At 28.5% G+C, this 24,420-nt stretch carries 23 protein-coding genes; 14 read left to right on the forward strand and 9 right to left on the reverse strand.

What is annotated here, in order from left to right; all coding sequences use genetic code 11:
- Nucleotides 1–5: 5 nt before the first annotated feature.
- The 3 genes from mnmA to SJY27_RS03210 form a co-directional block, all read right to left on the reverse strand.
- A complete protein-coding gene (mnmA, locus tag SJY27_RS03200) occupies nucleotides 6–1,193 on the reverse strand; it encodes a tRNA 2-thiouridine(34) synthase MnmA (RefSeq protein ID WP_397446818.1) in 1,188 nt (395 codons plus the stop codon).
- 71 nt (nucleotides 1,194–1,264) lie between these two features.
- Nucleotides 1,265–1,972, reverse strand: a complete 708-nt coding sequence (locus tag SJY27_RS03205; RefSeq protein WP_397446819.1) for a hypothetical protein — start codon at nucleotides 1,970–1,972, stop codon at nucleotides 1,265–1,267.
- A 2-nt stretch (nucleotides 1,973–1,974) separates the two neighbouring features.
- Entirely contained in the window at nucleotides 1,975–2,694 is a 720-nt protein-coding gene (locus SJY27_RS03210; protein WP_397446820.1) for a toxin-antitoxin system YwqK family antitoxin, read from the reverse strand.
- A gap of 40 nt (nucleotides 2,695–2,734) precedes the next feature.
- On the opposite strand from SJY27_RS03210, the gene SJY27_RS03215 reads away from it, so the two are divergent.
- From SJY27_RS03215 to SJY27_RS03245, 7 genes are all read left to right on the forward strand, one after another.
- Nucleotides 2,735–3,322: an adenylosuccinate lyase gene (locus SJY27_RS03215; protein ID WP_397446821.1), complete on the forward strand. Its 588-nt coding sequence runs from the start codon at nucleotides 2,735–2,737 to the stop codon at nucleotides 3,320–3,322.
- Between the two features lie 43 nt (nucleotides 3,323–3,365).
- Entirely contained in the window at nucleotides 3,366–4,709 is a 1,344-nt protein-coding gene (gene purB / locus SJY27_RS03220; protein WP_397446822.1) for an adenylosuccinate lyase, read from the forward strand.
- Nucleotides 4,710–4,753: 44 nt separating this feature from the next.
- A complete protein-coding gene (locus SJY27_RS03225) occupies nucleotides 4,754–5,221 on the forward strand; it encodes a hypothetical protein (RefSeq protein ID WP_397446823.1) in 468 nt (155 codons plus the stop codon).
- The gene (locus SJY27_RS03230; RefSeq protein WP_397446824.1) at nucleotides 5,222–5,989 is read left to right on the forward strand and encodes a TerC family protein; all 768 of its coding nucleotides are present in this window, start codon (nucleotides 5,222–5,224) and stop codon (nucleotides 5,987–5,989) included. It begins immediately after the preceding gene.
- A gap of 358 nt (nucleotides 5,990–6,347) precedes the next feature.
- Nucleotides 6,348–8,762: a TonB-dependent receptor domain-containing protein gene (locus tag SJY27_RS03235; RefSeq protein WP_397446825.1), complete on the forward strand. Its 2,415-nt coding sequence runs from the start codon at nucleotides 6,348–6,350 to the stop codon at nucleotides 8,760–8,762.
- Nucleotides 8,763–8,770: 8 nt separating this feature from the next.
- On the forward strand, nucleotides 8,771–9,838 hold the full coding sequence (locus SJY27_RS03240; protein ID WP_397446826.1) for a hypothetical protein: 1,068 nt from the start codon (nucleotides 8,771–8,773) through the stop codon (nucleotides 9,836–9,838).
- A 118-nt stretch (nucleotides 9,839–9,956) separates the two neighbouring features.
- The gene (locus SJY27_RS03245; RefSeq protein ID WP_397446827.1) at nucleotides 9,957–10,691 is read left to right on the forward strand and encodes a hypothetical protein; all 735 of its coding nucleotides are present in this window, start codon (nucleotides 9,957–9,959) and stop codon (nucleotides 10,689–10,691) included.
- A 1-nt stretch (nucleotide 10,692) separates the two neighbouring features.
- On the opposite strand, the gene SJY27_RS03250 is transcribed toward SJY27_RS03245, so the two are convergent.
- Both SJY27_RS03250 and SJY27_RS03255 read right to left on the reverse strand, forming a co-directional pair.
- Nucleotides 10,693–12,000 carry an MFS transporter gene (locus tag SJY27_RS03250; protein ID WP_397446828.1) on the reverse strand — a complete coding sequence of 436 codons (1,308 nt, stop codon included), beginning with the start codon at nucleotides 11,998–12,000 and terminating at the stop codon, nucleotides 10,693–10,695.
- A 110-nt stretch (nucleotides 12,001–12,110) separates the two neighbouring features.
- Nucleotides 12,111–12,926: a M48 family metallopeptidase gene (locus SJY27_RS03255; protein ID WP_397446829.1), complete on the reverse strand. Its 816-nt coding sequence runs from the start codon at nucleotides 12,924–12,926 to the stop codon at nucleotides 12,111–12,113.
- A 482-nt stretch (nucleotides 12,927–13,408) separates the two neighbouring features.
- Here SJY27_RS03255 and msrB point away from each other — a divergent pair, with 482 nt between their 5' ends.
- The 4 genes from msrB (at nucleotide 13,409) to SJY27_RS03275 (ending at nucleotide 17,002) form a co-directional block, all read left to right on the forward strand.
- Nucleotides 13,409–13,891: a peptide-methionine (R)-S-oxide reductase MsrB gene (gene msrB / locus SJY27_RS03260; RefSeq protein ID WP_397446830.1), complete on the forward strand. Its 483-nt coding sequence runs from the start codon at nucleotides 13,409–13,411 to the stop codon at nucleotides 13,889–13,891.
- 573 nt (nucleotides 13,892–14,464) lie between these two features.
- Nucleotides 14,465–15,079: a hypothetical protein gene (locus tag SJY27_RS03265; RefSeq protein ID WP_397446831.1), complete on the forward strand. Its 615-nt coding sequence runs from the start codon at nucleotides 14,465–14,467 to the stop codon at nucleotides 15,077–15,079.
- A gap of 564 nt (nucleotides 15,080–15,643) precedes the next feature.
- The gene (locus SJY27_RS03270) at nucleotides 15,644–16,255 is read left to right on the forward strand and encodes a class I SAM-dependent methyltransferase (protein ID WP_397446832.1); all 612 of its coding nucleotides are present in this window, start codon (nucleotides 15,644–15,646) and stop codon (nucleotides 16,253–16,255) included.
- Nucleotides 16,256–16,402: 147 nt separating this feature from the next.
- Nucleotides 16,403–17,002 carry a CDP-alcohol phosphatidyltransferase family protein gene (locus tag SJY27_RS03275; protein WP_397446833.1) on the forward strand — a complete coding sequence of 200 codons (600 nt, stop codon included), beginning with the start codon at nucleotides 16,403–16,405 and terminating at the stop codon, nucleotides 17,000–17,002.
- 225 nt (nucleotides 17,003–17,227) lie between these two features.
- On the opposite strand, the gene SJY27_RS03280 is transcribed toward SJY27_RS03275, so the two are convergent.
- From SJY27_RS03280 to SJY27_RS03295, 4 genes are all read right to left on the reverse strand, one after another.
- Nucleotides 17,228–17,980, reverse strand: a complete 753-nt coding sequence (locus SJY27_RS03280) for a LytR/AlgR family response regulator transcription factor (protein ID WP_397446834.1) — start codon at nucleotides 17,978–17,980, stop codon at nucleotides 17,228–17,230.
- A 2-nt stretch (nucleotides 17,981–17,982) separates the two neighbouring features.
- Nucleotides 17,983–19,005 (reverse strand): histidine kinase, encoded by a 1,023-nt coding sequence (locus tag SJY27_RS03285; RefSeq protein WP_397446835.1) that lies wholly within the window; start codon nucleotides 19,003–19,005, stop codon nucleotides 17,983–17,985.
- A complete protein-coding gene (locus tag SJY27_RS03290) occupies nucleotides 19,002–20,015 on the reverse strand; it encodes a sensor histidine kinase (protein WP_397446836.1) in 1,014 nt (337 codons plus the stop codon). Before SJY27_RS03290 ends, SJY27_RS03285 begins: the two co-directional genes overlap by 4 nt.
- Nucleotides 20,016–20,100: 85 nt before the next feature.
- Nucleotides 20,101–21,459, reverse strand: coding sequence for a hypothetical protein (locus tag SJY27_RS03295; protein ID WP_397446837.1), 1,359 nt, complete (start codon nucleotides 21,457–21,459; stop codon nucleotides 20,101–20,103).
- 159 nt (nucleotides 21,460–21,618) lie between these two features.
- Here SJY27_RS03295 and SJY27_RS03300 point away from each other — a divergent pair, with 159 nt between their 5' ends.
- The 3 genes from SJY27_RS03300 (at nucleotide 21,619) to folD (ending at nucleotide 24,416) form a co-directional block, all read left to right on the forward strand.
- A complete protein-coding gene (locus SJY27_RS03300) occupies nucleotides 21,619–22,059 on the forward strand; it encodes a hypothetical protein (protein ID WP_397446838.1) in 441 nt (146 codons plus the stop codon).
- 65 nt (nucleotides 22,060–22,124) lie between these two features.
- Nucleotides 22,125–23,453, forward strand: coding sequence for a signal recognition particle protein (gene ffh, locus SJY27_RS03305; RefSeq protein WP_397446839.1), 1,329 nt, complete (start codon nucleotides 22,125–22,127; stop codon nucleotides 23,451–23,453).
- An 87-nt stretch (nucleotides 23,454–23,540) separates the two neighbouring features.
- A complete protein-coding gene (folD, locus tag SJY27_RS03310) occupies nucleotides 23,541–24,416 on the forward strand; it encodes a bifunctional methylenetetrahydrofolate dehydrogenase/methenyltetrahydrofolate cyclohydrolase FolD (RefSeq protein WP_397446840.1) in 876 nt (291 codons plus the stop codon).
- Nucleotides 24,417–24,420: the final 4 nt, after the last annotated feature.

Consider the following 24,420-nt stretch of genomic DNA (forward strand, 5'->3'; position numbering starts at 1 on the left):
TACTATTAAGAAATCACTCCTGAGCCTAACAATTCATCTTCTTTGTACCAAGCTACAAATTGCCCTTCTTGGATGGCTGATTGTTTGTTTTCAAAAGCTACATACAACCCTTCATCTACTTTGTGTAAAGTAGCTTTATCTAATTTTTGACGATAACGAATTCTTGCTGCTACTTTTAAGGTTTCACCAGAATTTAGTGCTAAATCTTCACGAATCCAATGCAGTTCATCATTCGAAACAAACAAAACATTTAGATATAAACCCGAGTGATTTTTACCTTCTCCTGCATAAATAATATTCTCATCTACATCAGTTTCAATGACAAATAGAGGTTCTTTTGTACCACCCACAGCTAAACCTTTACGTTGTCCTTTGGTAAAATAATGTGCTCCTTGATGTTTACCAACAACTTTTCCATCTTCTTTTTTGTAAGAAAATTTGGTAGATAAGTACTTCAATTCTGCTTCTTTGTTTTCAAATTTTGGAGTTGACTTTGTATATTGTTCAAAATCTGCGGGAATTTGAACAATTTCTCCTGCTTTTGGTTGTAATTTTTGTTGCAAAAATTCAGGCAAACGTACTTTACCAATAAAACATAAACCTTGTGAATCTTTCTTTTCTGCGGTAATTAAATCGACTTCTTTTGCTATTTCTCTAACTTCTGGTTTGGTTAATTCGCCAATTGGGAATAAGGCTTTTGCCAATTGTTCTTGCGATAATTGGCATAAAAAATACGATTGATCTTTATTATTGTCTTTTCCTGCTAATAATTTATACACAGTTTGTCCATCAATAACTTCTTCTGATTTTCTACAATAATGACCAGTTGCCACGTAATCTGCACCCAATTTTAAAGCGATATCCATAAAAACATCAAACTTTATTTCTCGATTACATAACACATCAGGATTTGGTGTTCTACCCTTAGAATATTCATCAAACATATAATCTACAATACGTTCTTTGTATTGAGCACTCAAATCTACGACTTGAAAAGGGATCCCCAATTTTTCTGCAACAATCATGGCATCATTAGAATCTTCTAACCACGGACATTCATTAGAAATAGTTACAGAATCATCGTGCCAATTTTTCATAAAAAGCCCAATAACCTCATAGCCTTGTTCTTTTAATAAATGTGCGGTTACACTGGAATCTACACCACCAGAAAGACCAACTACAACTCGTTCCATTTTTTAATTTTTGAGGTTGCAAAGTTACAATTTTGATTAACATTAATCGATTGAAAGAATTGATGTTTTAATTATAAAAACTGATGGATTCTAGTTAGTCTTATTTCTTTATTACTATTGGTTGATTTTAAGACCAGTTTATCTCCTTGCAATCTAAATGTATAAAATTGAAGTTTCGGTTCTGATGAATAACTCACCATATCTATCTGAAGTCTATGACCATGAGTTTTAAAGAAACCATATTGCTCTCCTTTTGGATAATTTCGAAGTTCGTAAGTATTATCCCATCTTAAAAAAAGCATTGCATTATTATCTGGATTTAATTCAGCTGAAACAACTTTACCATTCTCTAAAACTGAATCGAATTTCCACAAACCAAATAATTTATTCGCCTCTGAGGTTGGTAATTTATTGATTCGTTCTAAAAAAACAGTAACATTCATTCCATCTTCTTTTCTTTTCCATGTCATCTTATTTTGAGATAATTCTACTTTAAAAGGCTCAGCTATATCTATTATTCCATTAGTATTCGTGACTGACAATTCATTATTGGTGTTTAAACTCCAAGATCCTACTGAATGTTGTAACCAGCCATTTCCTGAGCTTTGAGTAGAATCAGCATTGAAACGCATCCATTTTGCAATTGGAGTTAAATCTTGATTGTTCATATTTACTTTTTTAACAAGCCAAAGACCTTCTATATTATCATTTTGGTGCGTGTTTATCTCATTACAAGAAAACAATAAAATTGTTAATACAAGTGTTAAAAAATATTTCATAGCTATTTGTTTTTTTTGGGTTTAGTAAACGTTTTTTTCTTTTTCTTTAAACCTTCATCAGAAACCATTTCTCCATCCATATAAAACTCCCATTTTCCATCGCGTTTACCGTTTTTATACATTCCTGTTTCTCTTAAATTACCATCCAATTCAAAATATTTTGCCAAACCATTGGGTTTTCCATTGCTATATTCAACTGCTTCAATCAACACGCCATCACTAGAATATTTTTTAGAAATACCATTTTTTAATCCGTTTTTATATTGGCTAATTTCTGCTGCTTTTTTATTTGGGTAATAATTGATTAACTCACCATTTAATTTACCATCAACGTAAAATTCTTTAGACAATAATTTACCATCAGCAAAAAAATACTTCCACTCGCCTACTCTTTTTTTACCGATAAAAACACCTTTGCTTTTTAAAATTCCGTTTACCGTATAAAAAGAAACATCTACAGAATCGCTTGTGGCAGAGAATTTTTTAATAATAGTTGGGTTTTTAGAATCTGTAATATCATAAAATTTAAAAATGCCAACTTCTTTTCCGTTTACAAACTTACCTGAGTATCGTATTCTTTTATTCGGATGATATTTTCTCCAAACTCCTGTTCTTTTTTTATTGGCATCAAACTGATTTATTTTTTGAGCATTACACTCATTTTTAACAAAAAAACAAACAGAAAACAGTAAAATAAAACTAAGTCTCTTTATATTTAGCATGGCAAAGATTTTAGTGTAAATATACATCAATATAAGAAAAATGAGTATTATTATTTTAACAGAACACCTAAATAATATAGAAAATGCCAAAAGAGAAAACCGTCAAACAGTGGCAAATATTGTTTTAGAAAAACAAGAATTATTCAAAGATTTAGTTGCAATAACTTTTAATGTTGATGATAAAATATCAATTAAAGCAGCTTGGATTTTAGAATGGATTTGCACCCATCATCACTTAAATTGGATTCTACCCCATTTAGATGAATTTACTACAAAAATAAGCACTTTAAAATTTGATGGAGCCATAAGACCATGTGCCAAAATATGTGAACATTTAGCAAATGCATTTTATGCTAAGCATAAAAATAATGTGCAAGAACAACTAAAACAAAATCATATAAACACTATTGTAGAAACTGGTTTCGACTGGTTAATTACGCCTCAAAAAATTGCTGTTAGAGCCTACACAATGAATACTTTATATTTATTCGGATTTCAAAAAGACTGGATACATCCAGAGCTAAAACATTTAATTGAAACTAAAATAATTCACGAAAGTAAAGGCACAAAAGCACGTGGAAAACAAATACTTGCATTGATTGAAAAACATCAAAAATCTGGTTCATAAATCTGTTGAAATACGTATTTTTGCATTTAACAACAGAATTAAAATGAACTTGACACAATTAAATGCCATCTCTCCTATTGACGGTCGTTACAGAGGTAAAATATCTAAATTAGCAAACTATTTTTCTGAAGAAGCTTTGATAAAATACAGAGTTCGTGTAGAAATTGAGTATTTTATTGCTTTATGCCAAATCCCTTTGCCTCAATTGGCTGGTTTTGACACCAATTTATTTGAAGAATTACGTAAAATTTATGTTGATTTTACTACTGAAGATGCTCAGAAAATAAAAGATATTGAGAAAATTACCAATCATGACGTAAAGGCTGTTGAGTATTTTATCAAAGAAAAATTTGATGCTTTAGGTTTAGAAAAAGATAAAGAATTTATTCATTTTGGCTTAACATCACAAGACATTAACAATACTGCTATTCCGCTTTCTATTAAAGAAGCAATGAATGACGTTTTTGTTCCTCATTATTTTGAAGTTTTAGAAAAACTACAAGAATTAGTTGTAGAATGGGCAGATATTTCTATGTTGGCAAGAACGCATGGTCAGCCTGCATCTCCAACACGTTTAGGAAAAGAAATTGAAGTTTATGTAGTGCGTTTAAAAGAGCAATTCAATTTATTAAATGATATACCTAGTGCCGCAAAATTTGGCGGTGCAACTGGTAATTATAACGCTCATAAAGTGGCTTACCCAACTATTGATTGGAAAGCATTTGGAACTGATTTTGTACAAGAAAAATTAGGTTTACAACACTCATTTCCTACAACTCAAATTGAGCATTATGACCATATGGCTGCTTTGTTTGATACTTTAAAACGTATCAATACAATTATCATAGATTTAGATAGAGATTTCTGGACCTATGTTTCTATGGATTATTTTAAGCAAAAAATAAAAAAAGGAGAAGTGGGTTCTTCTGCAATGCCACACAAAGTTAACCCTATTGATTTTGAAAATTCGGAAGGAAATTTAGGTATTGCAAATGCCATTTTTGAACACTTATCTGCAAAATTACCAATTTCTAGATTACAGAGAGATTTAACTGATAGTACTGTTTTACGTAACGTTGGTGTACCATTTGGGCATACCATTATTGCATTTACATCTACCTTAAAAGGATTGAATAAATTATTGTTAAATAAAGAAAAGTTTGAACAAGATTTAGAAAACAATTGGGCTGTGGTTGCAGAAGCTATTCAAACCATTTTAAGAAGAGAAGCATATCCAAATCCATATGAAGCATTAAAAGGCTTAACAAGAACAAACGAAAAAATAAACCAAAATTCAATTGCTAATTTTATAGATACTTTAGAGGTTTCTGATGAAATTAAAAACGAATTAAAAGTAATTACACCAAGTAATTATACTGGAATTTAGTTTGAAAAAGAAGTTTGAATTTGAAAATTAAATAAATGAAAATTATGATGATGCAAAAAAAGAGTTTTAAGAGCTGGAAGTTGGAAGTTGGAAGTTGGAAGTGCTTATTTAAACCTTTTTCTTTATACGTAATACTTCGTACTTCAATCTTCATAATTCTATCTTCAATACTTTTATTCTTTTCTTCGTGCAAGTCAGAATTTAAAGACAATTCAGATAAATTCAAAATTGGGGTTTTCGAAATTCCTGCTGGAGATAATTTTGTAAAAGAAACCATTATTAGAAAAGATACCATACAAATTAGTAAGTATGGCAACAACATTGATACGTTATCTATAAAATGGAAAAATAATTTCTTTTACACTTTAAAGTATATTAACCCAAAAAACAGTTTACAAGAAGATCCAATGTTTGTACAAATCAATGAAATTCGAGAAGATTCTTATGATTTTACTGTAAAAATTGGTTTTTCGAAATTTTCAAAGAAAGGAACTGTTTTTAAAGTAAAATAAATGGAACTGTTTTTACAAGCGGAAACTTGGGTTTCTTTAATTACACTTACTTTTTTAGAAATTGTGTTGGGTATTGATAATGTTATCTTTATATCAATATCCGCAAACAAATTACCTAAAAATCAAGTAAAAAAAGCTACTCTACTTGGTTTGGGATTGGCTATGATTACCAGAATTTTACTATTGTTTAGTGTATCTTATTTAATTGCTTTAAAAAACCCATTTTTAACAATAGATTTAGGCTGGTTTAAAACAGGCTTAACTGGCCAAAGTATTATTTTATTTTTAGGCGGTATTTTTTTATTATACAAAAGCACTAATGAAATTCGACAAAAAGTTGAAAAAACAAATGAAGATATTGTTTTAAAATCGCCCAAAATTATTTCTTTTAAAAGTGTAATTATTCAAATAATACTTATAGATATTGTTTTTTCTTTTGATAGTATTTTAACTGCAGTTGGTATGACCAACGGAATTGATGGTGCATTGATTATTATGATTATTGCAGTGATTGTTTCTATAATAATTATGATGATTTTCTCTCAGCCAATCAATAACTTTGTAGAAAGAAATCCAACAATTCAAATGTTGGCATTATCTTTTTTAATTTTAATCGGTTTTATGTTAATTGCAGAGGGTGCACATTTATCACATACCATGTTTTTTAACAAAACTGTTGGTGTAATTCCTAAAGGATATTTGTACTTTGCGATTGCATTTTCTTTAAGTGTAGAGTTGTTAAATTTAAGAATCAGAAAGAAAAAATAACATCAAAACGTTTAAAAAACATATCGGTTTTTTTCTATTGGCAGTTTTTATATTGCCAATTGCTGTTAATTCTATTCATGATGCTCTTAATCACGAACATAAAGTCTGTAATTCAAAGATAGAGCAACATATTCATCAAAAAGATGTAGACTGTAAACTACATTTATACAAACAGAGTACTTCTTTTTTAGCTAATATAAATTATTCTATTCCTATAAAAACTAACATTTCTAAAAGTGTTAGTACACAATATAGTTTCTTAAAAAATCACTATCAATTATCGTTTTCTTTAAGAGGACCACCTCTTTGTGTTCATGCCTAAAAATTCTTTTTTTTTTGAACACAAAAAATTACTTCAATGCAAAAATTTTTCTTTTTGTGTATGTTTCTATGTGCTATAAGCACAAAAGTAACTGCACAAGATTGTGAGTTTACCTTTAAAGGTAAAATTATTGATTTTCATGATAATACACCAATTGTTGGTGCATCTGTTGCTATTTTAAATTTAAAAAAATACACTACATCAGATCTTGATGGAAATTTTGAAATAAGTAAACTCTGCAAAGGGAAAATCATTGTAGAAGTACGTCATATTTCTTGTGATACTAAACAAATCACGCTAAATCTAAACAAACCCATATCAAAAGAAATATTTTTAGAGCATCATTTAGAAAAGTTAAATGAGGTTTTTGTAAAAACCAATACAAAAACCGAACAAACAAGTGTAGAACAAACTATTAAAAAAGAAGTAATTGCTGATTTTACAGATAAATCTTTAGGAGATGTCTTAAATACAGTTAGTGGTGTATCTTCTTTAAATACCGGTAACGCTATTGTAAAACCAATGATTCATGGTTTACATAGTAGTAGATTATTGATTATTAATAATAATGTTCGTCAATTTGATCAAGAATGGGGTGCTGAACATGCACCTAATATAGATATTAATGCTAGTGATAGAATTGATATTGTAAAAGGTGCAAATACGCTGATGTATGGTAGTGATGCTATAGGAGGTTTGATTTTAATACGTCCTGATAATTATGCAGCTAAAGACAGTTTATTTGGCAGCACATCAACATCATTAAATTCTAATGGTTATGGAGGGAATATGAATTCTAAGTTGATAAAAACTTTTAAAAGTGGTTTTTACACCAAGCTACAGGCAAATTATAGAATGTTTGGTGATTTTAATGCCGCCAATTATAATTTGTCGAACTCTGGTATTAAAAACATAAATGCTTCTACAAGGTTTGGATACAAATCTTTTGAAAAAGGTTTTGATGTTTATTACAGTTATGTGGATAATACTATTGGTATCATTAGAGCTGCACATGTAGGTAATGTAAATGATTTAGTAAATGCAATTAATAGAAAAGAACCTTCTTTTGTTGATGATTTTACGTATACTATTGATAATCCTAAACAAACCATAACACATCATTTAGCAAAATTAGAAGCTTACAAACGGTTTAAAGGACTAGGAAAATTAACATTACAGTACGATTTTCAACTCAATAGAAGAAAAGAATTTGATAGAAGAAGAGCCAGTTTTAGAGATCTAGCTGCTGCAGACTTTACTTTGTTTACAACCTCTTTTCAGCCTAATTTAAAAATTGATGCCATAGATAATTTAGAAATTAACTCGGGGTTTTTATTGCGTTTTCAACAAAATGATTCAGCAGATGAATCCATCACAAGAATTAGTATTCCTTTAATTCCTGATTACGACAAATATGAAACCGGTATTTATACCATAGCCAAGTATAAATTAAATGTAAATACAGAAATTAGCGCAGGTTTTAGATATGACTTTGCTAGAATAGAAGCAGAAAAGAAATACAAAGTATTTGATTGGGAAGAAAATAATTACGATGAATTATTTCCAGAATTTAGTTCTGGTATTATAGATAATTTTGAAATTTTCACTTCTCCTAAATTCAATTTCAACAATTTTTCTGCAAGTTTAGGACTATCACAACTTTTAAAGAACGATTTTAAGTTGTTATTCAATTACGGATTGGCTTCAAGAACACCCAATGTTTCTGAACTATTTAGTAATGGCTTACACCATAGTGCTGCAAGAATAGAAACAGGTAGTCTTTTATTAAAAAATGAAGTTGCCAACAATTTTATAGCCTCTTTTGAACGTAATTCTGACAGTTTTGGTTTTTCGATAAGTCCATATTACAAATATATCAAAGATTTTATTCAACTAATACCCAATGGTAAAGCTGTAACAACAATTAGAGGAGCTTTTACAGAATGGCAATATTATCAAATTAATGCACAAATTTTTGGAGTTGATATTGATATCAACAAAAAAATTAGCGATAGTTTTAAATATTCAGGAAGTTTAAGTCTATTACAAGGTGATAATTTAACCGATAAATTACCTTTAATTCACATGCCAGCAACTAATTTCAGTAATCGATTAATTTATACGAATCCAAATTTAAACCAATTAAAAATCGGTATACATCATAAGACGGTTTTACAACAAAAGAGATTTCCAGATTACAACTTTTTTACTTTTAATGCCATATCTCAAGAAGATGTTCTTGTAGATATTAGCACTACACCTCCTACATATTCTTTATTTGGCTTAAATACATCAGCAGTATTTAATGTTTTTAAACAAAGTAGTTTACAAGTAGAGTTTAACATAGAAAACATGTTCAATGTAGCATACAGAGAACATTTAAACAGATTGCGATATTTTGCAGATGATTTAGGTAGAAACTATAACCTAAAAATTAAATTAAATTATTAAACAAAATTATGAAAATTCCAAATACTATTAAAATTACCAAATTATTAGCCATTTTATTTATTTCGGCGCTAACTTTTACTGCGTGTTCAGACGATGATCATGATGATCATGATGATCACGAACATGAAGAAGAAATTACTCAGTTGGTTTATACACTTACCAATGTTGAAGATAGTACAGATGAAGTAACACTTACATTTACTGATGAAGATGGTGAAGGTGGTGCAGACGGAACTACTGTTGTATCTGATCATTTAGCTGCAAATGCAACCTATACAGGAGTCTTAAAATTAATGAATCTAGCAGAAAATGAAGATGTGAGCGCAGAAATTATTGAAAGTGAAGCAGAAGAACATGAAATATTTTATATAACTGATATTGCTACACTTAATTTTGAGACCACTGATGTAGATGCAAATTCAAATTTTGTAGGATTCAATACCACTGTAACAACTGGAGAAGAAGGTGAAGGATCATTAACTATTTCTGTAGTGCATGAAGGAAAAAAACCAAATGATGGTACAATTGCAGATGCATTATCTGAATCTGGAACAACCGATATTGAAGTGATTTTTAATATTGAAGTACATGAAGAAGAACATGAACACGAAGAGGAAATTACAAAAGTAGAATACACACTTACCAACACAAATGATGCAACAGATATAGTAACTTTTACGTTTACTGATGAAGATGGTGAAGGTGGTGCAGATGGTACTACTGTTGTTTCTGGTTCTTTAACTGCAAACGCATCTTATTCTGGTGTTTTTAAATTAATAAACCTTGAAGAAGATGAAGATATTAGTGCTGAAATTATAGAAAATGAAGCAGATGAACACGAAGTTTTTTACATAACTAATGTTGCAGATCTTACGTTTGAAACTACCGACGTTGATGGAAACTCAAACCCTTTAGGTTTTACAACTAATGTTACTACAGGTGGTGCAGGAAATGGCTCGTTAACCATTGCTGTGATACATGAAGGAAAAAAACCAAATGATGGAACAGTTACAGACGCTTTATCTGGTGCAGGTACAACAGATATAGAACTTACTTTTAATGTTACTGTAGAGTAAAAAGAATATTTAAAAAACAAAAAAGCAGTTTAAACAACTGCTTTTTTGTTTTTAATATTAATCGTTTTGAAAAGTTTATCTTATGTTGCCCTAACAAAAATGTTTTTGAATATTATATATGCCTAAAGAAACTATATTAAACGAAATTATCATAGGATATAGAAATCTAATAAAAGATCGTTATCAATACCATCTTTTAAAGAAAAAATATGATTTTCCTGATACAATAAATCAAGATATTGTAAATGATATTAAAAACTATTTTTTAACCTACGTTTATCCTGATTTAGAAAAAAGAGCAACCTTAAATGAAGCATTTAGTACTTTAGATGACTTTATAAAACATCCTGAAAAATTATTAAACTTAGTTTTAGATTCTTTTCAATTAATTTTTACACATGGAAAGCATTTACCTAAAATATTCAACGCTGGCTTAAAAGCAATGAAGTCTTTTAGAGGTGCCACAAAATTTGAAAGTGCTTTAGTAACTAAAGCAATTCAAAAAAAAATTGAACCTCCCTACTCCACTGAAAAAATAAATGCTCTAATTCAATTTTTGCCTTATAAAGAAATTGAAGAATTTATGAAAAACACAGAAACGTTTTTCAACATTATTTATGATAAAGAGTTGGTAGAAAAAATTAAAGAAATTATCGCATTTCTAATTTCTAAAATGAAAAAGAAACAAAAAGTTTTTTCTAAAAAAGAGATTATTGGTTTAGAGTTAGCCTTAGAAACCATTACCAAAGGTGAAGAAATGTTGAATAAACTCAACCAAAAAGATCAAGAAATTTTAATTGATTTTGTTTTACAAATCGAGAAAGATCATATCCATAAAATCTTCTCAAAATAAACTATTGTACATATTTTGTTTTTTTAATTCTACTTAAAAAAATAAAAGCCGCTAAGAAAAAAATTGCCAAGGCTAATACACTAGATTGAATGGTAAACATAGAGTTTAATACTCCAAAAGTAATCATACCAACCACTAATGCAATTTTTTCGGTAACATCAAAAAAGCTAAAATAAGAAGTAGTATCTTCTGTTTCTGGTAGTAATTTAGAATAGGTAGATCTTGCTAAAGATTGTATTGCACCCATAACCAAGCCAATTAATCCACCTAAAATATAAAAGTATAGATCTATATTAGGTGTATCTTTCGTTAAATTAAAACCAATAAAACAAACCAAGCCCCAAATGGCAATTGTAATTTTTAACGTCGAAATATTTCCTATTTTGTTGGATAATCTCGAAAACAAAAAAGCCCCTAAAATACCTACAAATTGAACAATTAAAATAGTACCTATTAAATTTAATGTGGCTAAACCCAAAATAGTTCCGAAAATACCCGCCATTAAAATAATGGTCTGCACACCTATACTCAATAGAAAAAAAGAAATTAAAAATATTTTTAACTCTCTATATTGAAAAAGTTCATGAGCAACAGCCTTAATTTCTTTTAGTCCTTTTTTAAAATAATTGTCTTTAGGTAACAATTTTTTTTCTTCATTTGGCAATCTTGCATAGGTAATTTGTGCAAAACCTAGCCACCAAATACCTACTAAAACAAATGATAATTGAGAGCCAAATTGTTTATCAAAAAAACCAAATACTTCAGTTTCTATCAAAACTAAACACATAATTAATAAAATGATAGACCCTGTGTAACCTAACATAAAACCTTTTGCACTAACGTTATCTTGTTGTTCTGGATGCGCAACTTCTGGCAAATATGCATTGTAAAAAACAATACTCCCCCAAAAACCAATACTTGCCAAAATAGTAAATACTATACCCACCCAAAGTGTTTCTTTATCCGTAAAAAAAAACAAACACATTACTGATATTGAGCCTAATAAGCAAAAACCTTTTAAAAATTTCTTTTTGTTACCTGCATAATCTGCAATACCCGATAACATTGGAGACATAAATGCAACCACTAAAAAAGAAAAAGCCAATGCGTAATCATACAAAGTAATCGGATTCCATACTGTACCCAAAAAAGCTATTTTACCTTGTTCATTTGCAAAACCTGCTGCTGCTGTTAACCCTGCATAGTAGATAGGAAAAATGGCTGTACCAATTACTAAAGAATACACAGAATTTGCCCAATCGTAAAATGCCCAAGCATTAATTAATTTTTTATCTCCTATTTTTAACATCAATTTTAGTTTACAGCAAGAATTTAAATCAAAATAATTTACAAAAAAACCGTTCAAAAAAATTTTATTATTGAACGGCTACAATATAGGCAATCTATTTTGTTATCTATTTACTTTACATTACCATTTGCATTATATTGCGCAGCATATTTTCTTGCAGTTGGCAAATAAGTTCTAAGATCTTGAATTCTTGATGCATTAGAAGGGTGTGTACTTAAAATTTCTGGAGTAGAACTTCCACCAGATTTTTCACTCATTCTTACCCAAACTTCTGCTGCTTCTGTTCCATCATAACCAGCCATAATCATAAAAACTAAACCTAACCTATCTGCTTCTTGCTCGTGAGTTCTACTAAATTTTAACATTCCTAAACCAGACCCAACACCATACGCAGTATTCCATATCTGTTGACTTTCGGCACTTTTATTAGATGTTCCTAAAGCTACTAATAAGCCACCTATTTGTTGACCATAAGAGTTTGTCATTCTTTCTTGTCCGTGTTTTGCAAATGCATGTGCAATTTCATGACCCATAACTGCTGCTACTCCATCTTCATTTGCACAAATTGGCATAATTCCTGTATAAAAAACCACTTTACCACCTGGCATACACCAAGCGTTTACTGTTTTGTCTTCAATTAAATTAAATTCCCACTTATAAGCATTTGCTTCTTCTACCATATTATTGGCACGCATAAATCTATCTACAGCTGCAGAAATATTTTTTCCCACATTTTTTATTTGATTGGTCATTTCTCTGTTCGTAGACAATTTATTTTCTTCTAAAAAATTGCTGTATTGTGTAAAACTAGCAGGTAATACCTGAGCGTCACTTACCAAATTAATTCTTTTTCTACCCGTTATTGGCACAGTACTGCACTCTACAAACAAGAAGGCAACTATTAATAATACTATTATTTTTTTCATTTTTTTACTTTTTATTTCATGAATTAAGACACTAAATTTATAACTTAGTCACTACATGAATATATTTGATACTTTTTTTAATTAACTATTCAAATGATATTTAAAATTTAATTATGTTACAATTTATTCTAAAATAATATTTTGTTCTGAATTTCACAAATTTTCAATAATTTATAATTGAAAAAGAAAAATTATTTGAATGATTTATTAAGCACTTACCTTAGCTCTAAATTATTTACCTGTTATTTTTACACAACAATAGTAGTTAAAACTAAAGGATTATTTTACAAGTAAATTACTAAATACATTAAAAAAACTGTTTTGAGTATTCATAATAGTATTGATACTGATAAACATGTAAGTTATGCCTAACAAATTCGACATACAACACATATAAAGGAGTACTTTTATAATAAAAACAGAGAAAATTTTTTAAAGATAAAAACAATAAAAACAAAAATAGAATTTATAATACATTAAATATGAAAAAAATAACAAGTATTTTTATTTTAATATTAATGATTAGTTGTACAAGTAAAGCTCAAAACCTATCTAAAGAAAAAAAGAAAATCTACAAAGTAGAAAAAACTGATGCTGAATGGAGAAAAACACTTTCGCCAATGGCATACTATGTTTTACGAGAAGCAGGTACAGAAAGAGCATTTACAAGCCCACTAAACAAAGAAAAAAAAGAAGGTATTTTTGTTTGTGCAGCTTGTGAAACTCCACTTTATAAATCAGAACACAAATACGATTCAGGCTCTGGTTGGCCATCATTTGATAGAGCTATAAAAGGAAATGTAGAAAAAGATGTAGATTATAAAATTGGTTATGCAAGAACCGAACTAAAATGTAACACTTGTGGTGGTCATTTAGGCCATTCTTTTAATGATGGACCAAGTGAAACTACAGGAAAACGCCATTGTATAAATGGTGTTGCTTTAAAGTTTATACCCAAAAAATAAAATTGATAGTATCTTTAAAATCTACTATAGCATTTTTTAAAGATGAAAAAAATAAAATTTGTGTTGCCTTTGGTTTTAATTTTGACATTAATGTCTATTATTTTTCTAACTTTATCTGTTTATATTTAGATGGTAAACCTATGAAAATCGAGATTCATAATATATTTTATTTATTGATTTTTGCTTTATTCTATAACTGGAAACTAGCATACAAAGCGATGTTTATTTTTATAGATAAAAATGATTCTCTAATAAAACTGTAAATTTTTAATAAACCAAAAACTTATGCTGGTTATAGAATATTTTATGACAAAAGCGTTAAAACAAAAAGAAATAATACACCGATTCAAAAAATATTAAATGGAGAGGTTAAAGTTTAGGTAGAAGATTCTAAATATGACTATTTTGTATTTCATAATCCTTTTGTTTCTTTCAGTTTTATAAAAGAATATGAATTGCTTGCTTCTAACCTACGCTTTATCAATAATTATTTAGTAATTTTATTAGTAAATCAACGTAACTAAATCTTGTACAACGTTACGTAATTGAAAAAAATCAGCTAATTAAGAAAATATGGGTTTTAAGATTTACATTATTGTAATTACGAATGCTGTAAACGTTAGTATTACAGATATTCCAAAAAAAATAGGATTAGATAAATTAAACCCTAGAAATGAAATTAGCCTAAATGAAGCTCAAAGAGAAAATGGAATTTCAATAGGAAAATACAAGGAAACAATATTTATTGTTAGTAGAGATTTAGTTTTTCAATTTTACAATAAACAACAGTCTGGTTTAGAAAAAAGGTTAATTAAAGAATTTCCAAAATCTGAAATTGCTATATTGACTTTAGATCAAACAATTGATTTTTTTGGATATAATATCATTTCAGAAAATAAACGGAAGCGAGTAATTGCTGGTGAAGATGCTGAATTAGAAATAGACTTTGGCGAAAAAATTCCTGAAGAAATAGAAGTGGCAAAAGATCCGCATCTTAATTTTTTCTTAGAAGAATTAAATGAAATAAAGAAAATTGATAAAAATTTTACCGAAAACCAATTGAAATCGGCAATTAAACACGAAATCGGAGTTAGAAGTTTTTTTAAACTGACTTCGAGATATTTTGAGAAAAGAATAGATGAAATTGGAAGTAATTACAGCAAAATTAAAGTGACAAGATTTGAATAAAAACGAATGCACAACACTATGTAAAAATATTGCCCGCAAAAACCTATTCATGGAAACCCTATCATATTTAGTAACTTTATTGCTAAAACAAGCAACTAATCTAATACATCAACAATAGCAATAATTTGAAAAAACTCATATATGTTACATTAGTTACTAAATAAGGTATACATATAATTTACCTTTGATTTTTTTGTGTTAATCATTTTTTAATGAATATAATTTTACTTTAGAATTATCACTTTCACTGTTTTAACTTTAGTAATGGTAAACATGATTGGATCATGAGCTTTTACAGGTTTAGGTTTTCAGTTAGTAGGTTTAATAAACCTTACATCTATACTTATGACATCGTTTTTAGGTCTGTTTTTTGTTGCTAATGTGAGTCATAAATTTCAAAATAAACTAATAAAAATGTAAAAAATAATAGTCTCAAAAAAACAAATCAATTCATAAAATTAAAATAGACAAAGAGTTTTATGAATTAAAAGGAGGAGTTGACACTAAATTTAAAGTAAATGTTACCTTAACAATATAGCATCAAAATAAAAAATAAAAAGTAAGATGGAGTCATTTTGGAACGATAGATATAAACAAGACGAGTTTGCCTATGGCAAAAAACCTAATGATTTTTTAAAACAACAATTAGCAACGATTAAGCCTGGGAATATTTTATTTCCTGCAGAAGGAGAAGGCAGAAATGCTGTACATGCAGCTTCTTTAGGCTGGAATGTAGATGCTTTTGATATTAGCCTAGAAGGAAAAAAGAAAGCTTTGGTACTAGCTGATATTGAAGAAACTAAAATCCATTATCAAGTAGGTTACCTCCCAGACTTAGATTATGAGGATGAAACATTTAATGTCATTGCTTTAATATATGCTCACTTTCCTGCAAATATTAAAGCTGAATACCATAAAATGCTTTGTTCAAAATTGAAAAAAGGCGGAATAGTAATATTTGAAGCGTTCTCAAAAAATCATATTGATTTCAAAATGAAAAACCCTAAAGTTGGTGGACCTTCTGATTTGGCTGTTTTATATTCTAAAGAAGAAATAATTTCTTATTATAAAGATTTTGATATCATTGAATTAAAAGAAAAAGAAATTGAATTAAATGAAGGTTTATATCACAATGGTAAAGGTTCCGTAATTCGATTTGTTGGTCAAAAAAAATAACTACGGCCAACAAAACACTTAATTTATTGCTTTTTTTTTTAAGTTCATGCTATAGTTCTCGTCGATTTTTTTATCTGTAATTATTTACTAACTTGGGTACTTAAATTTCGGCACAAAACTTATACAGCAACGTTAGCAAAAATTAAAATGAACATACCCATTATATTAATATTTTTCCGATTATTATTAGCACCAATCATATTAGCCTTAGCCTATTTTATTGGAGAAAGTACTAAAACAATAATCGTTATTTTAATGTATTTAGGATTGATTTCTGATATTTTAGATGGAATAATTGCACGAAAACAAAATATATCTTCAGCAAAATTAAGAAGAATGGATAGTCAAACTGATATGATATTTTGGTTATCTATAGGCTTTTCCACTTGGATACTATATCCAAAACTAATCTCTGATCATTCCATTGTTATTTGGACGATTCTAGCAATGGAAATTGCTTGTTATGTAATTAGTTTAATAAAATTTAAAAAAGAAACCTGTACACACGCATTTCTTTCTAAACTTTGGGGAATTACTTTACTAATTGCATTTACCTCATTAATTGGATTTAGTCACGCTGGCATTCCTTTTACAATGGCCATAATTATGGGATTAATTTCTCATATTGATAGAATTTTAATCACTTTAATTTTGCCAAAATGGACTCACGATATACCAAGTGCATATCACGCATATTTAATAAGAAAAGGAATTGATTTTAAACGCAATGAATATTTAAACGGATAAATAATTTTTGATTGATATCTTAAATTGACAGAAACAAGTTTTTCATCTGAAATTTATAAATCTTACCATAATTATAAAGTTTGTTAACTACCTTATTTTTTATCCTTTAAAATATTATACTAGATTTTTTTACTAATGTTTTGATTTTTAATTAATTAACCCTTTTTAATCTCAACGAATTTCATTACAAAAACACTTAGGTTTCGTAGTATTTTTAACCAGAAATTAAGCGCCTTCTAACCAGGTTTTAAAAGCAGATACTTTTTCTCTACTCACAATTATTTCTTTATCTAATTTTACAATTAACATAATTTTTAAACGACTATTAGAATACACAATAACATCTTTTATGGCAGTAATATTGATGATAAATGAACGATTCACTCTAAAGAATACATGAGAATTTAGCAAGTTTTTTAAATCTTCTAATTTAAAATCTATAATAAATTTTTTACCTGCTTTGGTAACCAAATATACAGTTCTGCCTTCTGCAAAAAATAAAGCTATTTCTTCTGTTTTAATAGAGTGGATATGATTACCCAATCGTACTAAAAACCGATCTTTTTCTTTTTTCTGTTGCACTACTTCTACTACTTTTGATAATGCAACAGGATTAAAAAGTGTTTGCATTAATTTCAGCTTGTTCATTGCTTTAGAAATATCTGTAAACGTTATAGGTTTTAAAACATAATCAATACTATTTACTTTAAAAGCATCTACAGCATATTCATCAAAAGCAGTGGTAAAAATTACAGGTTTATTAATTTTGGTTTGATTAAAAATCTTAAAACTCAAACCGTCTGTTAATTGAATATCCATAAAAACTACATCGTAATTTTGATTTGTAGCAAACCAGTTTACTGCATCAGAAATGCTAGATAATACTGCTATAATTTTTAAATCACTTTTATATTTTAATAAATAGCGCTCTAGTTTTTCTGCGGCTAATTGTTCGTCTTCAATAATAACGATGTTCATAATTATGCTATTATTTTTAGTTTAGGTAAAATTATTTTTCGAGTTTGCGCATCATCTATAATCTCAATTTCTATACTATTATAAATTTTATACGTCTTTACCACTTCTTTAATTTTTGTTAGGCTAAATGATGCTGTAATTTTATCATTTTTAATATAAAAAATCTCTAAAAAATCATCTGTTTCATTAAAATGAATTTCTAAAATTTTATCTGTTGTATTAATAATAGTTCTTACAATTTGCTCTACAATAAACAACAAACTTCTTGGTACTACTAAAAAGGTATTTTTACAATTGTTTTTGATTTTTATATTTCTGTAAGGCAAATAATTAAATAACTGCACCAACTCATTAACAATACAAACTTCTTCTGCAAAGGCAATCAGCTGTTTTTCTTTACCAGACAAAATATATCTGTAAATTGAGGCTAAACAATCTATAAATTCATCTGATTTGTCTTTGTCTGTTTTTATTAAAATCAATAAAGATTCTAAACTTTCAAACAATAAATTAGGATTGATTCCTTTCTTAAATTGTTTGAATTCATCTTCAATATTTTGTTTGATAAGTTCTTCTTGCTGTAATTGCTCTGTATTCATCTTAAATAAATATTGATGACTGATAAACAGCAAGATATAAATAAATGTAATGCTACAAAATATACTATTAAACACTAATATTTCATCAAAAGTAGCAGAAAAACCCAGTTTATATTTAAAATATAAGTGAATAGCTATGGTAACCAATACAAAGCACAATAGCATTGAAATGGCTATTTGTAAAAGTAGGTTTATAGTGGAAATTTTATGAAATAAAAAACGCTTAAAAACAAGTAATAAAACTCTTGAAAATTCTTGAATTAAATAACTTAAAGCAATACAGAAATACAATTCTTCATTAAAAAATTCTTCCTGAATTTGCGCAACATTATTATTAAGTAATAAAACTAATAAATACACAATAGCCCCAGAAAAAGCAGGACTTAAGAGTCTAAAAAGCGGTTGATGTACAAATAACTTTTTCATTCAATAATAGGTATTTGTACTCTAAAAGTGTGTCCGCTAACAACAGAAATTGTTTTGTTAATCAATAATAAATAACGAGAATTTATATTATTTAAACCAATATTAAACGAGGTAACATTTAAAGGAGTTTTAGTAATTACATTCTCTACAATTATTGCTGTTTTTGTTGATGAAATTAGAATTTCTAATGGTTTTTCTTGCAATAATTGGTTGTGCTTTACAGCATTTTCTACTAACATTTGTAAGGTTAATGGCGGAATTTTAGTTAATAAAACAGCATCACTAACAGAAATTACAACCGAGAATTTATTTTTAAAACGAGTTTGTAAAAGAAAGATATAAGAGTTTACAAAATCTAATTCTTGTTGCACAGTAATTAATTTTTGATGGTAACTTTTTAAGGTAAAATCATACATTTTAGCCAAACGTCTTATAAACTTTTCTGCACTATTTTCATCTTTATAAATTAAGGAAGAAATTGTATTTAAACAATTGAATAAAAAATGAGGACTTAGTTGAGATTTTAATGCTTTTAATTGTAATTCAATCTGTTTACGTTCTTGTTTTACAATTTCTATCTGAAATTTAGAATAAGAATAGTAAGAAAACAAGGCAAAGTAAATGACTTCAAAAATCAATATTAAAAGCAATAATATGACTCCTATTTTTATTTGAGCATAAAAATACCTATTAAAAAAAGAAGTTACTTCAAAAAAGAACAATTGATAACAATAAAAGACGCTAAAAACTAAAAAATAAGCTAGTGTAAAATGTACTACTAATCCTATAAACAAACGGATACCTACATTTTTATGCCAAGGAAAAAAACGATTTAGAAAAAGTGATGATTTTGCTATTATCAAAGCAACTATAGTTCCTAATAAAGAGGCCAATAATCCATCAAAAAAAGAGTATTTAAAAGCCTCTTGTAACTCGCTATAAAGTATAAAATAGCTAATAGCAACACCTAGTAAAGCACCCAAAAGAGCTATGAAAAAGATTTTTTTCATTAAGAAGTGGTTGGTTAGTGGATTGATGTTTGGCATACAAGCAAGGTAATGAATCTTACAAAAAATTCATTACCAAACTTGTATTTTAGTAAATTGCTTTTATTGCACGTCCAAAATAAGTTTCAGAATTAATAGACTTTGCCGTTTTTGTATAAGCTTGCTTTAGTTTTGCAGAACCTCTTTTAACTCTTGGTGCAAATGCCAATAATGTTTGAGATAAATACGTACTAGAATTAATGCTTTGTATAGCATTTAAAATGGTTATAATTTGGTTTTCTGTTAAATCATTTCTATTCGCTAACTCTTTATAAATGCCTGTAGCATAATGATCTGAATTGATATTACTTTTAACAATTTCTAAAACTTGAATAAGCGCTTCACTGTCTAAATTATTTTTCATCAATTCTCTAATTATTTCTGATGCATAATGATCGGAATTTATACTTTTAGACAACTTCATAATTTGTTCCATATTCTGAGTATTTAACGCTCTATTATCCATAATATGCTTTAAAACAGAACTTAAATAATGATCGGAATTTATACTTTCTGCAATTTGTAATAAACTACTTAATTGATTGTCCGAAATTCCTCTATCACTAATTGTACTTTTTAAAATAGTGGTTAAATAATGATCGGAATTTACATGTTTAGCAGCATCAATATAAGCATCAATAGTTTGGGTATTCTTTAAAAACTGGTATTGATTTGTTTTTAAAATGTTACTCAAATAATGGTCGGAATTTATGGTATTGCCTGCTGTTTTAATGGTATTGGCAATTTCGTTAGTGTTCAACTCTTTTGCTAATAACAGTTTAAAATAATGACTTTGAATATAATCGCCATTCAAACCTTTAATTTCTGCAAGTACAGCATTAGCACCTCCATTTTTGTAAAAACGATCTACCCTACTTTTAGCACCAATGGTTGTAGATTCTAAAACATCTGGCAAAATATCTTCTAACCATTCTTTTCCATCAGGATAATAGTCTTTTTCACTCCAGCCTATAAAAAACTTTCTTACCAATTCACCACCATCATTTTCAATCACAATTCTTCTTCTTCTTCCAAAACTAGATTTTTTGATTTCTATAAATCCACCTCTAGAAATACTTTTAATATCTTTATCATCATCAGTTAAAGTAATTTCTCCTTCATATTCTATACTTAAATCATTGCTATTTGTATTGATTGTAATATTTTTTTTTCCGTTATTCGTTTTAATTCTAATTGAATTCTGAGAAACTGATGTTAAAGAAAATGCCATAAAGCAAATAACGCATAACACTTTTAATACTGTTTTTATATAATTTGATGTAGTCTGCATAATCGGTTTTTTAGGTTTTATAGTTTCAAATATAAACGCTAAACCTATTTTTATAAAAATGATTTGTAATAAACTGTAAGTTGAATGTAGTGAACTGTTATTATAATTAATTTTCATACTTTTAACATTAATAAATTTTAAATGGATAAACACCAAATAGCTGATTTTTTAGAAACAAAACCGAATGAAATTAGGATAAATGACCATTAGAGAAATTCTTTTATATACAGCTTATAACATAGCACATCACTTATCAACACCCCAAAAATGTATTAATTGAAAAAAATTATTCAAAAACCACATCTCTTCTTTTTTAGCCTTATTCCTATTTTTATCATTTTAGGCATTTTTAAAAGAAATATATCTATAGATATTAACATTTCTTACATTTATTACTTAATTAGTGTAGATTTTTGGTGTTATATAACAGCAGTATATTTCGGACTCATTGGAATCAATTACTTGGCTTTGTACTGGATTAAAAAAAAACCAAACCATTGGTTAACAGCCACACATATTATACTACAAATAATTTGTATCATCCCCTATTTGATTTCTGTTTTTCATTTAGATGATACAGGTAATTTAATGTATACTAACATACCATTTAAAGACAATTTAGGTAGTATTTTATTGCTATCTTTCTTTATCTTTTTAGCCTCAATTTTAATTCATTTAATCAACTTTTTTGGCAGCTTACTTTTAAAATCAGATTAATCTTTTTAATCTTTTTTAAGCGAACTCTTATTTTTATATTTGTGTTTTAAAACAGAATACAAATTATGTTCAATAATTTAAGCGATAAATTAGATAAAGCCTTACACACCCTAAAAGGGCATGGGCAAATTACAGAAATAAATGTTGCAGAAACACTAAAAGAAGTTCGTAGAGCACTTTTAGATGCCGATGTTAATTTTAAAATTGCCAAAGATTTTACTAAAAAAGTACAGCAAAAAGCCATTGGGCAAGATGTATTAACTACATTAAATCCTGGGCAATTAATGGTAAAGTTGGTCAAAGACGAACTTACTGCATTAATGGGTGGTGAAACTGTTGGTATTAATTTAGGAGGATCACCAACTGTAATTTTAATGTCTGGTTTACAAGGTTCTGGTAAAACCACGTTTTCTGGTAAACTAGCAAACTATCTTAAAACTAAGAAAACAAAACAAGTTCTTTTAGTAGGTTGTGATGTGTATAGACCTGCAGCCATTAACCAATTACAAGTTGTTGGTGAACAAATTGGGGTTGAAGTTTATGCAGAAGTAGGTAATCAAAACCCTGTTGAAATTTCTAAAAACGCTATAGCACATGCCAAAGCTAATGGAAAAAATGTTGTAATTATTGATACAGCTGGTCGTTTAGCCGTTGATCAAGAAATGATGACAGAAATTTCTAACATTCATAAGGCTGTAAATCCACAAGAAACTTTATTTGTGGTAGATTCTATGACTGGGCAAGATGCTGTAAATACGGCTAAGGCCTTTAACGACATCTTAAATTTTGAAGGAGTTGTTTTAACAAAATTAGATGGTGATACAAGAGGTGGTGCTGCATTATCTATTAAATCTGTGGTTGATAAACCAATTAAATTTATTGGTACTGGTGAAAAAATGGAAGCTATTGATGTTTTTCATCCAGATAGAATGGCAGATCGTATTTTGGGTATGGGAGATGTTATATCTCTTGTAGAACGTGCCCAAGACCAATATGATGAGGAAGAAGCAAGAAAATTGCAAAAGAAAATTGCTAAAAATCAGTTTGGTTTTGACGACTTTTTAAGTCAGATTCAACAAATCAAAAAGATGGGTAGTATGAAAGATTTGGTAGGAATGATTCCTGGAGCAGGTAAAGCAATGAAAGATGTAGACATTGATGATGATGCTTTTAAAGGGATTGAAGCGATTATTCATTCTATGACACCATTAGAAAGAAGTACACCATCAAGCATCAATGCAAGTAGAAAAAAGAGAATTGCAAAAGGTTCTGGCACAACAATTCAAGAAGTAAATCAATTGATGAAACAATTTACCCAAATGAGTAAAATGATGAAGATGATGCAAGGTGGTGGTGGTAGAAAGATGATGCAAATGATGAAAGGAATGCGTTAAAAATCAATTATGAATTACGAATTTTAAATTTTCAATATCTGAAAACTTTAATTCATAATTCTAAATTTAAAATTCGTAATTACATATATGACACTTTTAGACGGAAAGAAAACATCAGCAGATATCAAAGAAGAAATTGCTGTAGAAGTTAGTAATTTAAAAGCTGAAGGACATAAAACTCCGCATTTGGCTGCAATAATTGTAGGCAATAATGGCGCAAGCATCACCTATGTAAATGCCAAAGTAAAAGCATGCGAACGTGTTGGTTTTGAATCTTCATTAATTAGATTGCCAGAAGAAACCACAGAGGAAGAATTACTAAACGAAATTGCTATTTTAAATGTTGATAACGATATTGATGGTTTTATAGTGCAATTACCATTACCAAAACATATCAACGAGCAAAAAGTAATTATGGCTGTAGATCCTGATAAAGATGTTGATGGATTTCATCCAACCAACGTAGGTAAAATGGCTTTAAATTTACCGACTTTTATTTCTGCTACTCCTTTTGGAATTTTAGAGTTATTAGAAAGGTATAATGTAGAAACTTCTGGAAAACATGTTGTAGTTTTAGGTAGAAGCCATATTGTAGGTAGTCCAATGAGTATTTTACTATCTCAAAAAAGAAAAGTTGGAAACGCTACTGTAACCATGTGCCACAGTAGAACCCAAAATTTAAAAGAAATTACAATTCAAGCAGATATTATTGTTGCTGCAATTGGTATTCCTGAATTTGTAAAAGCAGATATGGTAAAAGACCATGTTACTGTTATTGATGTTGGAATTACAAGATTAGCAGATTCTACTAAAAAAAGTGGATTTAGATTAGTAGGAGATGTTGCTTTTGATGAGGTTTCTAAAAAATCTGAATTTATTACACCTGTTCCTGGTGGAGTTGGTCCAATGACCATTGCCATGTTACTAAAAAACACTTTATTAGCTTGTAAAAGAAAAAATTGATACC

The sequence above is a fragment of the Polaribacter sp. R77954 genome (assembly GCF_044595335.1).
Taxonomy (GTDB): domain Bacteria; phylum Bacteroidota; class Bacteroidia; order Flavobacteriales; family Flavobacteriaceae; genus Polaribacter.